Source organism: Pseudoalteromonas sp. AWH4_217 (genome assembly GCF_056161105.1).
In genome coordinates, this window is record NZ_JBSWYM010000040.1 from 1 (window position 1) to 13,303 (window position 13,303).

Sequence of the window (13,303 nt, forward strand, 5' to 3'; positions counted from 1 at the left end):
CTCGGCGTCCATGCCTCGCGTTCATTGCGCTGCGAAGCGGTGCTTCGGTCGCAATTCACCCATGTGAAAGTAGGACATTGCCAAGCTCCTATTAAAAGAAAGCCCGATTCGAAAGAGTCGGGCTTTTTTGCGTTTGGGTTTAAAAATATTTTAGGTGAGAACGCTGACATTTCTCCATTCAAACAGGCCTACACTGCCGTCATCCCGCATCGCGTGCGGGATGACAACGGAGTTGTTGTTGGAGGTGTGGTAGAGCAGGGTAAACCTGGAGCCGCTGCAGGAAAGCAACACTTTACGTGTAGTAAATACGCCGGCTCAAACATACTCCTTGCTTTCATGATATATAGAGCGATTTCTGACGAAGTGTCATGTATTTCTCCATTCATACAAGTCCACACTATCGCTATCCCGCACTTGATGCGGGATCTTCGAACAGGCCACACCGTTAGTATGAGCTGCACTGCGAATTGACACTCTCTGAAGGTATTCCATAGAAGAGGGGGCACTCCATAACCTCTTCGCGAAAGTCCACCCATTTGGGATGCACAACCCTTGTTAAAGCTTTTACCATTATTGCTGACCATCAGAGGGCGTGGACGATCGGTTAAGCTACTTTATTACTAGAAACTGGGCTAATATCCACTCATGTCAGTATCATAGCGAGAAAATAATGTCTGAACTCTATCATTGGTTCGATTTACTTGGTGTCATGGTTTTTGCCATTTCCGGTACTTTGATTGCTTATAGCAAGCATATGGATGGGTTTGGTGTTGTGGTGCTCGCGACTGTCACAGGCATAGGTGGGGGCACAATTCGTGATGTCATTCTTGATGTACCTGTATTTTGGTTACATGATTCTAGCTACTTTATTGCGATATTTTCGGCGGTTGCGGTCAGTATCTGGACACTTAATCGGAGGAAACAGATCCCAACTTTATATCTGCAAGTAGCGGATGCTTTTGGTTTAGCTTTCTTCGCGGTGATGGGGGTCCAAAAAGCCCTCAATATCGGTATGCCAGATACAACGGCGGTGATCATGGGCGTACTGACAGGGTGTTTTGGCGGTGTGATCAGAGATGTTTTGGCAAGAGAAATACCACTGTTGTTAAAAGGGGAGTTGTACGCTATCACCTGTATTTTGGGTGGGATCGTTTATACTCAACTCATAGGCTTTAATTTGTCAACAGAGGTTGTCATGCTGCTTGCAATGGCCACTACGCTGTTTGCCCGTCTGGCAGCCATGCGTTGGCACATTGTATTGCATGTCTTTAACTACAAAGATTAAACAAAGGACAAGGAATGTCACTAGCGAGAATACTTACACGGGCTCAGGTTGGTATTGAATCTCCTGTAGTAACAGTCGAAGTACACCTTAGCAATGGGCTGCCGAGTTTTAATATTGTAGGCTTGCCCGAAACATCCGTTAAAGAATCAAAAGAGCGCGTGCGCTCCGCGCTGCATAATTCGCGATTTATATTTCCAGACCAACGTATTACGGTGAATTTGGCGCCAGCCGACCTGCCAAAACAAGGGGGGCGGTACGACCTGGCGATTGCCATCGGTATTTTGGTAGCATCGGGGCAGCTCAATGAGCAAACAACACAAGGTTGTGAGTTTTACGGCGAATTAGCACTTAATGGTGAAATTAGGCCTGTCACTGCAATTATTCCCGTTGTGATGGCTGCCAAAAATGAGCGGCACAAGTGCTACATCCCAGATCAAAATGTCGCCATGGCTAAACTGGTCGAGTATGAGCACTGCGTCGCTGCAAGTACACTTCAAGGACTTTGGTTAGACCTAAGTGGTCAGGCTCAACTCCCTTCAATTGATTGTGCTAAAGTAACATCTGCTGATAGCACACACTTGTGCTTTATGGATATGAGTGATGTTAAAGGGCAACCTATGGCAAAGCGGGCGCTCGAAATTGCCGCTGCTGGCGGGCACAATATTTTGTTTCTCGGCCCTCCTGGTACAGGTAAGTCTATGCTGGCGCAACGAATGCCGGGTATTATGCCAAAAATGAGTGTGGAACAAGCGCTGCAAACGGCGGCCGTTTACTCTTTGACTGGTAAGCAGCTGGATCATCATAATTGGCGCAACAGGCCTTTTCGTGCGCCTCACCATACTTGTTCAGCTGTGGCCTTGGTGGGAGGGTCTTCAAACCCCAAACCCGGAGAAATCTCCTTAGCGCACAATGGTGTCCTGTTTTTGGATGAGCTGCCTGAATATGAGCGTAAGGTACTGGACTCGTTAAGAGAGCCCATGGAAACGGGATTAGTGACCATTTCACGTGCGGCACAACAGGTCGACTTTCCCGCTTCATTTCAGTTGATTGCGGCGCTTAATCCGAGCCCCACGGGCTGCCATACTGATAAAAGGGCCTCTCCTGATCAGGTGCTGAGATATCTGAGTAAGATATCAGGTCCTTTTATAGATCGTATCGATTTGCAAATTGAGTTGCCTCGGTTAAGTACGCAGGAACTACAATCCACAAGGCAGGAAGTGACAAGTGCAGTGATCCGCAATAGGGTGGAGGCTGCATTTGAAATTGCCCTGAAGCGCCAGGGGAAGGCTAATGCCAGGCTCTCGACTCGGGAAATAGAGCAATACTGTGTCCTTAACCCGGAGGTTGCTCAGCTGCTTGCCAGAGCCACAGAGAAGCTTAATCTGTCTCCTCGCTCCTATCATCGTATTATTAAGGTTGCCAGAACGATTGCAGATTTGGCACAGCGCGGAGATATTACGGTCCCCGATTTGAAAGAGGCACTCAGCTATCGGGCATTTGAACGGCTGTTGGGGCAGTTGACCTACAGCTGAGGCCGGTTAGGTTGACAGCATATAGCCTTTGCCGCGTACAGTGACTATCCGCTTTTGTTCTTTTTCGTCACCCAGCTTTTTACGAAGCCGACCAATGAGGACATCCACCGTTCTGTCACTTGGGCTCCAGTCTGGTTGGCCAATGTCTTCCGAAATCTTTGCGCGTGACGTCGCCTTACCAGCATTCGCAATCAGGCAAATAAGTACTTTATGCTCTGCTTCAGTAAGTCGGGCTTCTTCGCCTTGAGGGTTGATGAGCGTACGATTATCTGGGTGCAATTTGAAGTCTGCATATTCAATGAACTCCTCAGATTCGTCCTCTGCTTTAGTGCCTGCAATGCGTTTGTAGAGGGCACGCATGCGTAGTTCAAGTTCCAGAAGATCAACAGGTTTACAGACGTAGTCGTCCGCGCCCTGAGCTAAGCCTGCAATACGGTCAGCTTGCGTATCTCGACTGGATAACATGATCACACCAATGTCAGTCAATGTATTGAGCTCTTTGGCGAGGTTAAGGCCGTCTGTTGCGGGCAATACAACATCTACAATGGCCATATCAAATGGTGTGCCGTCATTGATTTTGCTATGAACGAGCTGCAATGCCTGTGCACCGGTATTATCCAGTGTGAGCTGAAATTCAGTATCAGCAAAATGGTTCGAGATCCTTTTTGCCAGTAGGTCATCATCTTCCACCAGAAGCACGTTAATGTTCATAGCACCATAACTTTATCAATAAATCACTTATATATTAGCACTGAGAAAACTGGGCTGAGAAGGGTAAGTTGATTATTTTCAAATAAAAAACAATTTAAATGAAACTTTAGTATGAGGCATGTAAGTGAATAAAAATGTGGTATTTATGAGAAATCATACAGTTGAATGGGTTTTATAAAAAAAGGCAGCACCTAAGTGCTGCCTTGCTTGTTATTTACCATAAAGGTGCAACCACCACTGAGGTTGATCTTTCAGGTGTTTATCAAAGTATGCCAACATGGTATCCCACCACTGAAAGCGACGATCGCGGGCGAATATCTGGTGATCCGCTCCTTTTATTTCAATCAGCTCCACATCCTGACCAAGCAGTTTTAGCGCGGTATACATAGTGTGGCTTTCACCAACAGGTACGTTTACATCGGCATCGCCATGTAACAACAACAAAGGTGTCTTTACTTTGTCGGCATGAAAGACTGGACTATGTTGAGAGTACAGCTTCGGGTTATTCCATGGGAAGCTGTGTTTTGACGCTTCACCTGAATAAAGGTAGCCCCACCAACCCTGACCCCAGTATGAGGTAATGTTGGAGATACCTGCATGTGAAATAGAGGCACTGAACATGTCTGTCTTGGTGGTTAGCAACATGGTCATGAAGCCGCCGTAAGAAGCGCCGAGATTGCCCAGGCGATTCTTGTCGACAAATGGATACTCATTAAGAAAAGCTTTGGTGCCTTTGATAATGTCATCAGCCGTTTGTTCACCCCAGGCATTGACATGCTGCGCGGAGAACTCTTGGCCAAATCCGGTTGCTCCTGTCGGTTGCAGAACATAAACCACGTAGCCATTGGCTGCCCACAAGTTAAATGGATATCGACCAGTGAACGCTCTGGAAACGGGTGAAGTACCACCGTAGTAATAAATCAATGCCGGATATTGCTTTGACTTGTCCAGATTATGAGGCAGGTAAACCCGGCCTTTGATCTCGGTGCCCTGGCTGTTGTTGAAGTTAAACTCTTCTAGTTTTGCAATCTCGCTATTTGCATATGCCAGTGGCGTCGAATCCCATAAAGTGCGGGCACGGTTTTTATATATGTTGATCTGCTTGAGTTGTTGAGGTGCAGAAGCTTGTGTGCCTGTCACCAGCAATGCTGGTTTACGGCTATCTGCTACACTGAAACGCTCAACCACATCTAAACCGGTTTTTAGTCGTGTGAACCTGTCTTTGCTGACATCATAGAGATAGAGTTGCTGGCGATCTTCATCTGTGACTTTGGCAATTACATCACCATTGTTTAGAACTTCGATGGAGCCGATGGCGGGATCAAACTGCTTGCTGAGCGCTTTTGCCTGAGTCCCTTGTTTGTCTAACCAGTATAACTGGCCATCATAGTTGTTCGACAGCTGATTTTTATCGACCGTTCTGCCAAGCCCATTTTTAAAGTCAGGGCCCGCTGTCACGTAGATACCTTTCGCGCCGTATTTGGCACTGTTGATGCTACGATACTGGCCAAGCACCTTGCTGGAGCCTTGTGAAAGGTCGTACTCAACCAGCTCTGAGAGCATATGTGGCGGTGCCGAGTAGTCTTGCAAAGCACGAGTGGTGAGTATGTGATTGGTTTGTCCATCGTGATCTTCGAGGGTATGGCTGTGTTTCCCCTCTGTGACCGCTTGTATCATGCCTGTTGCGATATCAAGCAGATAGATTTGCGTGTTGGTACGGGCATATGACCAGCGGTCTTCCAGGCCCTGATAGTGCTTCACAAGTGCTTTGTCATCCTCTGGGGATTTGGACCAGCTAAATATCAAACTTGTGTCGTTAAAGTAGGCGAACCCACTTGCACCGGCCAGATCTTCAGCAATAACCCGGGACTTTAAAGTCGCAATATCCAATAACTTTAGCTGACCATTCTGGCTATAAACCACTTGCTCGCCATCCTGACGCCAGGCTAATGAGCTGGCATTGACCCCGTCGAGTGTGAATACCACTTTATCGTCTTCATTGTAAACAGTTGTGCTGGTCAGTGCTTGGTTGCCACGATTACTCTGGTAGTGCTTTTGTGTTGTCACATAATGTTTTGCATTAGGTGCAAAGGAAATGGCGCTGAGAACCGGTGCGTCAAAGAGTTGTTTAGCGGACAGGGAACGGGTGGGTTTATCGGTAAACAAGAGCGTATCATGGTCGGTTTTACCGTTGAATTCTACAGCCACTTTTTTCCAGTCATCAGCTTGCTCAACAACGATAATGACCTGGTGGTCACCGGTCGGTAAGTTGAGTGACGAGGTCATTTTTTCAGAGTGGCGCTCACCATTGACAAAAATATGTGCCTTCTCTATGCCATTCAATACCAACTCACCCTGTACAAAGCGGCTGACAGAAAACTCCATTTTCATCGCTTGCAGACCACCCATGGTCAACGCTTTGACCTCTGAAAGCGACTGCCATTCGGCGTCAATACCCAACATAGATATGGCTTTTGCGGAACCCGATAAACTGGGGATCAGGTTTGCAATGATGGTTTTTTGATGTGCGGTATTGTAGGGCTTAATTGTACTGGCCTGACCCAGTGGGCCTATAAATTGAATATCTTGCTTGTCGATTGGAGCAGCACTCAGTGAGGTACTCAGGGCAGACAACAGCAGCAAAGCAGCCGATCTTAACTTCATAGTTTGCGCCTATTGTGGGTAAATTGGACGTATACTATAACATAGACTTTGCGCTTCTCATCCTGAAGTGAGGTTAACTTCTCAACACTTTATGGATTTGAATTGATCATTCTCTGCCAGGAGTGGATCCAGCGTATGAACTCGGGTAATGCTTTAGGACGGCTGATCAGGTATCCCTGCATCAGCAGGCTATATTTGTATTTTTCCAGATACTGCAATTCTTCAATTCTCTCTATGCCCTCCGCCACAATGTCCATTTGCTGGTTTTGCGCAATGTCAATCAGGCTATCAACCAACACCTGAGAGAAGCGATCTGACTCAATATACGTAATGAGTGAACGATCCAGTTTGATTTCAGTAAATGGCAGGTTTTTTAGCTGCTGTAAATTGGTAAACCCTGTGCCAAAATCATCAAGTGACAAGTCGAATCCACGTAACCTGAGCCGGTTAATGGTTTCGAGTTGCAGGTTACTGACAATAGGTTGGTTCTCCGTGATTTCAATGATCACCTCTTTGGGCTCAAGACGATTGAGTTCCAGGATCAGGGCAAGTTTGTCGGGACACCCGCTGTCATTGAGCTGCACAGGTGAGAGGTTAAAAGCGAGTTTGAAAGGATAGTTGAGCTCCGCTCTGAGTTTCTGGAACTCTTTGGTCGCTTTTTCAAATAGCTGAAAGGTGACCAGGTTGATCAAATCCAGATCCTGAGCAACGCCGATAAAACGATGGGGTAAAAGTGTTTCTCCGTGTTGGTGTGATACGATACGGGCGAGTACCTCAACGCTTTTAATCTTTTTACTACCTCGGTGTACTTTAGGTTGGTAAAACGGCGTGATCTCATTATTGCTGATGGCATACAGGAGTTGCTCTTCTGTCACACAGGGATCTTCAGGATCATCCCCACCAATAAAGCTATCCAGTTTTTTCAGTAGCCTGTCGACATCATTGAGCTGGACAGGTTTGGAAATGTTACCAATCAGATGCGTGTTGTGTTGTCGCGCAAGATTCGCTGCCAGATCCATGACCCGGGTTTCCATCTCAGAGATTATGACGATCCCACCCGGGTATCTAAGCTCGCCTAACTTGCGGATGAGCTCCATACCGTCCATATCAGGCATGTTGAGATCCGTAAAAACGGCGTCATATTGTAGTGGGGTTTGTCTCACCAGCTCCAGAGCCTGAGGCGCGCTGGACACAGTCGTAACATAGTCTACCTCCAGCTCTGCCAAAATGGCTTTCATTACGACCAAAATGGCCTGAGAGTCATCTACGACGAGAACGTGTTTAGCCTGATGTTGCATAACGCTATCCTTAGTATGGAATCCAAGTCTAAGTCTAGTACATTGGTTATAGAACGCACATGACAGACGCTCTACTTCATGAAAATATTGTGCTACTCAGGCCGATAGCGGGGTCCGGCAGGGCTAGGTACTTGCGTATAAAAAATGCGTATAATGGGCACACTGTATGTTTATTTACGAGTCATCATGACCCGCATTGAATTTCCATTAGCAGGCTATCAGGTGTCTGTATTAGTGAATCGCCAGGAGATCCTCCAGGTATATCAGGATCAGCAATGCCTGGCACACGAGCCAACAGGCGATCGGCAATACTTAGTGGCAGTCGATGGTCATCAACTACGCCTGGATCCAAGCCGCTTACCAGAAGGGCTGCTGGCGATTGCTGTTGATAACGAGCCTTGGCAATGGCTCGAAGTGCCCGTCCAGCAACGTGATAACAAAGGCAGCTGGTTTGGCCTGGCGGCTTTAGGTTTTAAGCTGCTAAAAAGTGCCAATGTAGTTAAGGCCGCACTAGCTGGCGCATCTTTAGCGGGTTATGCCTGGCTGTTTTCCTGGCAATTTGCTGTCATGCTGTTGGCGTGTCTTGTGATTCATGAATACGGCCATATCCGTGCTATGCGTTACTTCGGGTTAAAAACAAAAGGAATATACTTAATCCCATTTGTTGGTGGGTTAGCTGTAAGTGAAGACAAACTTACTACACGTTGGCAGAATGTGATTATTTCATTGATGGGCCCTGCTTTTGGTTTATTGGCCTCTCTGGTGGCTGTTGTACTGTACTATATTACCGGGCTGGAAATATTCGCAGGCGTCGCCGTGCTGAGTGCGTTGTTAAACTTATTGAATATGCTACCGATTGTGCCTCTGGATGGCGGTCATGTAGTGAAAAGTATCAGTTTCTCTATGCGCTCCTGGGCCGGGTTACTTGTTTGTCTGGCAGGGATCCTGCTGGGCGTGGTGATCAGCTATACCTTTGGTCTGATGTTGCTGGTGTTCTTTTTGGTGATTGGTACGATAGATATTTTGCTGGAATGGCGTGGTCGTCATCAGGCGCATTTAATCCCACTGGACCGCTATGGGCAGATTGTGTCAACGGCACTCTACGTGATTGTCTCTGGCGGTTTAATTGCCGTTATGTGGCACTTCGCAGACGCTGATAGCGTGTTGCTGAGCTTACCCATCAAAGTGCTGTCAAACTAACTGCTTGCCGGTCAGCGTTATGACCGGCATATCTTTGAGGTTAAGCCAGGGTCAGCAGAAGTGCTATGACAATCCCACTGACCAGCAGCTGGACCAGACAAAACCCCATAATGTCCTTTGCCTTTAAACCAGCAATGGCCAGTACGGGAAGTGCCCAAAATGGTTGTATCAGGTTGGTCCAGGCATCTCCCCAGGCGACGGCCATTGCAACACGTGCAATGTCAGCTCCTAACTCTTGTGCAGCAGGGATAACAATGGGCGCCTGAACGGCCCATTGTCCACCACCGGAAGGCACAAAAATATTGACCAACCCGGCACTGAGAAAGCTCCACAATGGCAGAGTTGTACTGGTACTGATCTCGACAAAGCCGCTGGAGATCTGTTGTGCCAGCCCGGTTTTGATCATCACGGCCATGATCCCCGCATAAAAGGGAAACTGGATCACAATACCTGCGCCCCCCTTGATCGCTTCTTGTAGGCTGTTCAGTAGATTGGCAGGTGTGCGATGTAGCAAGATGGCCAAAAACAAAAACAGTGCAATAACACTATTGAGGTTAAGCGTGCCGCCGGCGAAGAAAAAATAATGCAGCAGATAGCCACATCCCAATAACCCTATCAGGGTACCAACCAGTGTACTATGCTCAAGCCGCTCAGCTGGGGTTGGTGAAGCCGGGGGGCTATGTGGTTCAGGTTGTACCAGTTTTTCAGGATTGACGATGATCTGGGCTTCGGTTGGCGGCAGCATAAAACGGTTAAGCAACGGCATGACCACAAAAAGTGTACCTAAAATAAGCAGATTGAACGGTGCAAACAAAGTCTGACCTGTGTCCAGAATACCTATCTGCGCTTCAGCAAAATGCCCTGTGGTCGCGATGGTCAACGGTACCGAACCTGCCAGCCCGCCGTGCCAGACAATAAACCCGGAGTAAGCACTGGCAACCAGTAGCCGATAATCTACAGCAACCTGACGAGCGAGTGCTTTGGCGAACAAAGCACCGACCACCAGACCAAAACCCCAGTTGAGCCAGCTGGCCAGCATGGCAACCAGAGTCACCAGCATAATGGCCTGTGCAGGTGTACGAGCAAAAGTCGCTAATTTATTTAACGCCATGACACAAGGGCGGGTACTGGCTAACATATAGCCACAGACTAAGATCAATAGCATCTGCATGGCAAATTGCAGCAGGTTCCAGAACCCCTGTCCCCAGATGGAGAGTGCCTCTGTCGGTGTCGTGGGAGTGAACATGCTGGCAAGGGCGAGCACCAGCATAGTCAGCAGGCAGACAAAAATATAGGGGTCGGGTAAATAGCGCTCGACCAGTCGGCTGAGTGGCTGTGTTATACGGTTTAGCATGGCAAATTCCCATTGAATGTGCGCGACAAACAGCTTCTTGGCTTAGTGATTTAATTCACTAAAAGTTAGTCAATTAAGCTATATTAACAGCTGAGTGAGTCGCATGTTTTTTGTATTTTATTGATTATTAAATGTTTTTAATTCTGGCACAGAACGTGTTACAGATAAATCATACGTTTGAATTGTCTGCGCGTCACTATTCAACTGCGCAGTTAAATCTAAAGAAGAGAGGTCTTTATGGCAGGACAGGGTTCAGGAGGCAATGTAATTGCCGCGATATGTAATGTGTTTTTTCCGGGCTTAGGTCAATTAGTGCAGGGACGTTTACTGGCGGCTCTGATCTTTGCAGTCATCTGTGTTGGCGGATATGCACTTTGGTGGTTAGTAGTGCCTGCAGTGTTGGCGGCAATCGTGCAATTATGGTCGATCATTGATGCCGCTAAATACCGTTCTTCAGACTGATAAAATGGCCAGCCACAGGCTCAGTGAGGCGACACTTAACAGAGTAGATAACACTACACTACCAGCACTCACTGCCTGTTGAACCGATAGTTGACGCGCGACCAGGTAAGCGTTAATACCAAGTGGCGCTGCGCTCATCAAGGTGACAACCTGACGCTGCAGTGGTTCCAGCATCAGCAGGCTAGCTGTCAGATAAACACCTAGTGGCAATATCAACAGCTTGACTGTACTGAGTATCAGCGCGGGAAACCACACCGGACGAAACCCATATTGGACCAGGCTGGCACCCAATACAAACAGGGCGCCTGCAATGGCTGGTTTTGCAAACCAGTCCATGCCACTGAGCAGTAAGGTCGGGATAGGTAATTGCAGCAGGTTGGCTATCAATCCAAGGCTGATACTCAGTACAACTGGGTTCAGAAAGAGCGGCTTTAGCCACGTCATACCGCGGGTGTCTTTTTCTCGTGCCAGCATAAAGGTGAGAGAAAACAGCGCTGCGCTGTGCAAAGGGATGATCATAAATACCATTGCCGCGGCCTGTTCACCCAGTGCAGCCAGGATCACTGGGAGTCCCACAACCACTGTATTAGAGTAAGTGCTATTGAGAGCGCTAAGCGCAGCTTCTTTAATGGTACATTTTCTGTAAAGTTGCATGGTGCCAACAATGAGCAAATAGATGGCACAGACTGGTAAGTAAAAGGCCAGTAGCAGTCTGGCTGATGCAATATCCGACAGCTCTGCACGATACATACTTAAAAATAGCAGTACAGGGATCGTCAGATTAAAAATATAGACGCGGATCCCATCTAATTGTGCAGACGAAATAAACTGGGTGCGGGCAGAGATGAACCCACAGGTGACAACAAAAATCAGCGGAAACAGAATATCAATGAAAGTCACGGGTTACTCGCCAGTTGCGAACGATTATGGATCAGAGTGAAGCGCGTATTATACGGGTTTATCTGAGCTAAACAATGCACTGTCGCGCAGTTAGGGTATACTTACTTAGGTGTTTAATCATAACTTGAAGTTAGTATGGAGTATCAATTTATTCGCGATCCGATTGCTGGATTTCGCGTCAAAATGTCGGCTGAGCATGAGCTGGTTGGCCGCTGGTTGAATGATGAGCTTGCTCATGAAGAGGTGTCTGTATTTCTGGCACAACTTGAAGCATTAAAAACCAGTCGGGATGAACTTTGTCTTGAAGGGCGGGAAGTACGATTAACCGTTTCACACCAGGAAGCGATCTTTGAAGCCCATGATTTATACCACGAACAATCGGATGCGCTATCCGCTTTCAGTGATGACGCACTGTCTCTGGAAGAGTATGGCCTGAGTGCAGGTTGTGGCTTCGAAGATTTCGAAGCCTTGCTGCTCGACTGGCAGGAATTTATCCGTCGTCGTCGCTAGCTCGTTGCTTGCTGAGGCGGTGCTCCATATAGTTGCTCCGCCCGGTTAAATAGCACCCAGGATGTAAGAATATACTTGTCATTAGAGCGTGGCATGTTACCCCGATGCGTATGTGTGAAGTAGGCTGGGGCAATAACCATAGAACCTTGTTTTGGTTTAATCAGCTTATCTTGATAATGAAACTCGGTTTCGCCGCCTTCCTCTACGTCGTTGAGGTAAAACATAAACAAGAGTACGCGGTGCAACGCTTCGTTATGTTGTAATTGCGGGTAAACTTCGCTGTGCCAGTAGGGGTAACCGCCTTTGTTGATCGGGTAGCGTTGGGCCTGAATTGACCCCAAACGAAACAATTGTTGGGTTAAAATAGGTAATTGCGGTTTACCCACTTCCTCAAAATTATCAACGGTTAAATTGACTGGCTGGCCAGTTTTCGGATGGAATACACTCAGCCCGAACGCGCCGATCATCATAAAGAAATGCTCTTCAATATAATCGAACAGGTATTTTGACGTGGTTTGTTGAATGTGTGTTAATTGCTGAGCATAATCCGGGTATTGATTTAAATACAGATCCTGACTGACTTTCTTACTGAGATCGATACCGCCTGAGGTTGTACCCTGCGCCAGGTGGGGGCTGTTATCAAAAGTCTGAATAAACTGCTGGCAGAATTCGGGACTCAGTGCATTTTCATAAATGCGAATAAAATCAGTCATGTTGATATCCAAAATTGGTTAGAATTATTATGTTGTCAGAAACTCTTATGCCCCGTTTTAGTGAAACGGACGTGCTCGGACACATCAACAATACCGCACTCCCGGTATGGTTTGAAGCGGCGCGCACCCCTATTTTCAAAATTTTTACACCAGACCTTAATCCACATCAATGGAAGCTGATTGTTGCCAAAGTGGAGGTAACCTTTAAAGGCGAGTTGTTTTACGGGCAACAAGTTGAAGTTAAAACCGCCATTGAGAAGGTTGGTAACAGCTCTTTTGTGATCCTTCAGCAGGCCTGGCAGCACGGGGAGTGCTGCGCAGAAGGGCGCACAGTAATGGTGCGTTATGATTTTGCAAACAAAACTTCTCAGGCTCTGAATGATAAAGAAAAAGCTGAGCTGGCTGCCTACGCGCTTTAGATTTCACGCGCCATCTGACTCAACGATTCGTTGTCAGGTGTTGCCTGAAACTGGCGTCCAACGGCTGCGGAGATACAGGGTTTCACCACCAATTCATATCAGCTACAGATTGTGTTGTGTTGCCCGAGGGCATTGATGTCCAATAGCCGCAGCGGTGCTGGGGTTCACCACCAATTCATGTCAGCTAGCGACTGTCATGCGTTGCCCGAAGACATGGAAGTCCAATAGCCGCAGAGGTGCTGGGGCTCACCACCA

12 protein-coding genes and 1 pseudogene are annotated in these 13,303 nt (G+C 47.4%); 7 read left to right on the forward strand and 6 right to left on the reverse strand.

The genetic code is table 11. The features are described 5' to 3' along the window. The 3 genes and pseudogenes from ACXAH1_RS24155 to ACXAH1_RS24165 form a co-directional block, all read left to right on the forward strand. Window positions 1-471, forward strand: a pseudogene (locus ACXAH1_RS24155) (hypothetical protein); the annotation flags it as partial. 199 nt (window positions 472-670) lie between these two features. Then, window positions 671-1,285, forward strand: a complete 615-nt coding sequence (locus ACXAH1_RS24160; RefSeq protein WP_253048014.1) for a trimeric intracellular cation channel family protein — start codon at window positions 671-673, stop codon at window positions 1,283-1,285. A gap of 14 nt (window positions 1,286-1,299) precedes the next feature. After that, window positions 1,300-2,817 carry a YifB family Mg chelatase-like AAA ATPase gene (locus tag ACXAH1_RS24165; protein WP_475200247.1) on the forward strand — a complete coding sequence of 506 codons (1,518 nt, stop codon included), beginning with the start codon at window positions 1,300-1,302 and terminating at the stop codon, window positions 2,815-2,817. A gap of 6 nt (window positions 2,818-2,823) precedes the next feature. Here the strand turns inward: ACXAH1_RS24165 and ACXAH1_RS24170 are convergent, their stop codons facing one another. The 3 genes from ACXAH1_RS24170 to ACXAH1_RS24180 all read right to left on the reverse strand — a co-directional run bounded on the left by ACXAH1_RS24170 (window position 2,824) and on the right by ACXAH1_RS24180 (window position 7,490). Continuing rightward, window positions 2,824-3,528, reverse strand: a complete 705-nt coding sequence (locus ACXAH1_RS24170; RefSeq protein WP_138551604.1) for a response regulator transcription factor — start codon at window positions 3,526-3,528, stop codon at window positions 2,824-2,826. 210 nt (window positions 3,529-3,738) lie between these two features. Beyond that, window positions 3,739-6,192 carry an alpha/beta hydrolase family protein gene (locus ACXAH1_RS24175; RefSeq protein WP_475200249.1) on the reverse strand — a complete coding sequence of 818 codons (2,454 nt, stop codon included), beginning with the start codon at window positions 6,190-6,192 and terminating at the stop codon, window positions 3,739-3,741. Window positions 6,193-6,281: 89 nt separating this feature from the next. Continuing rightward, window positions 6,282-7,490, reverse strand: a complete 1,209-nt coding sequence (locus ACXAH1_RS24180) for an EAL domain-containing response regulator (protein ID WP_475200251.1) — start codon at window positions 7,488-7,490, stop codon at window positions 6,282-6,284. A gap of 186 nt (window positions 7,491-7,676) precedes the next feature. Here ACXAH1_RS24180 and ACXAH1_RS24185 point away from each other — a divergent pair, with 186 nt between their 5' ends. Then, window positions 7,677-8,690, forward strand: a complete 1,014-nt coding sequence (locus tag ACXAH1_RS24185; protein ID WP_475200252.1) for a site-2 protease family protein — start codon at window positions 7,677-7,679, stop codon at window positions 8,688-8,690. A 40-nt stretch (window positions 8,691-8,730) separates the two neighbouring features. Here the strand turns inward: ACXAH1_RS24185 and ACXAH1_RS24190 are convergent, their stop codons facing one another. After that, the gene (locus ACXAH1_RS24190) at window positions 8,731-10,044 is read right to left on the reverse strand and encodes a short-chain fatty acid transporter (RefSeq protein WP_475200253.1); all 1,314 of its coding nucleotides are present in this window, start codon (window positions 10,042-10,044) and stop codon (window positions 8,731-8,733) included. Window positions 10,045-10,281: 237 nt separating this feature from the next. Here ACXAH1_RS24190 and ACXAH1_RS24195 point away from each other — a divergent pair, with 237 nt between their 5' ends. After that, window positions 10,282-10,506, forward strand: a complete 225-nt coding sequence (locus ACXAH1_RS24195) for a hypothetical protein (protein ID WP_054014253.1) — start codon at window positions 10,282-10,284, stop codon at window positions 10,504-10,506. On the opposite strand, the gene ACXAH1_RS24200 is transcribed toward ACXAH1_RS24195, so the two are convergent. Next, the gene (locus ACXAH1_RS24200) at window positions 10,498-11,406 is read right to left on the reverse strand and encodes an AEC family transporter (protein WP_475200254.1); all 909 of its coding nucleotides are present in this window, start codon (window positions 11,404-11,406) and stop codon (window positions 10,498-10,500) included. The two genes, ACXAH1_RS24195 and ACXAH1_RS24200, sit on opposite strands and share 9 nt — an antisense overlap. 135 nt (window positions 11,407-11,541) lie before the next feature. On the opposite strand from ACXAH1_RS24200, the gene ACXAH1_RS24205 reads away from it, so the two are divergent. Continuing rightward, a complete protein-coding gene (locus ACXAH1_RS24205; RefSeq protein WP_475200257.1) occupies window positions 11,542-11,916 on the forward strand; it encodes a YacL family protein in 375 nt (124 codons plus the stop codon). Here ACXAH1_RS24205 and ACXAH1_RS24210 read toward each other — a convergent pair. After that, window positions 11,913-12,629, reverse strand: a complete 717-nt coding sequence (locus ACXAH1_RS24210) for a 2OG-Fe(II) oxygenase (protein ID WP_253048030.1) — start codon at window positions 12,627-12,629, stop codon at window positions 11,913-11,915. The genes ACXAH1_RS24205 and ACXAH1_RS24210 overlap by 4 nt on opposite strands. 29 nt (window positions 12,630-12,658) lie before the next feature. Here ACXAH1_RS24210 and ACXAH1_RS24215 point away from each other — a divergent pair, with 29 nt between their 5' ends. Continuing rightward, the gene (locus ACXAH1_RS24215; protein ID WP_138546489.1) at window positions 12,659-13,048 is read left to right on the forward strand and encodes an acyl-CoA thioesterase; all 390 of its coding nucleotides are present in this window, start codon (window positions 12,659-12,661) and stop codon (window positions 13,046-13,048) included. Window positions 13,049-13,303 lie beyond the last annotated feature (255 nt).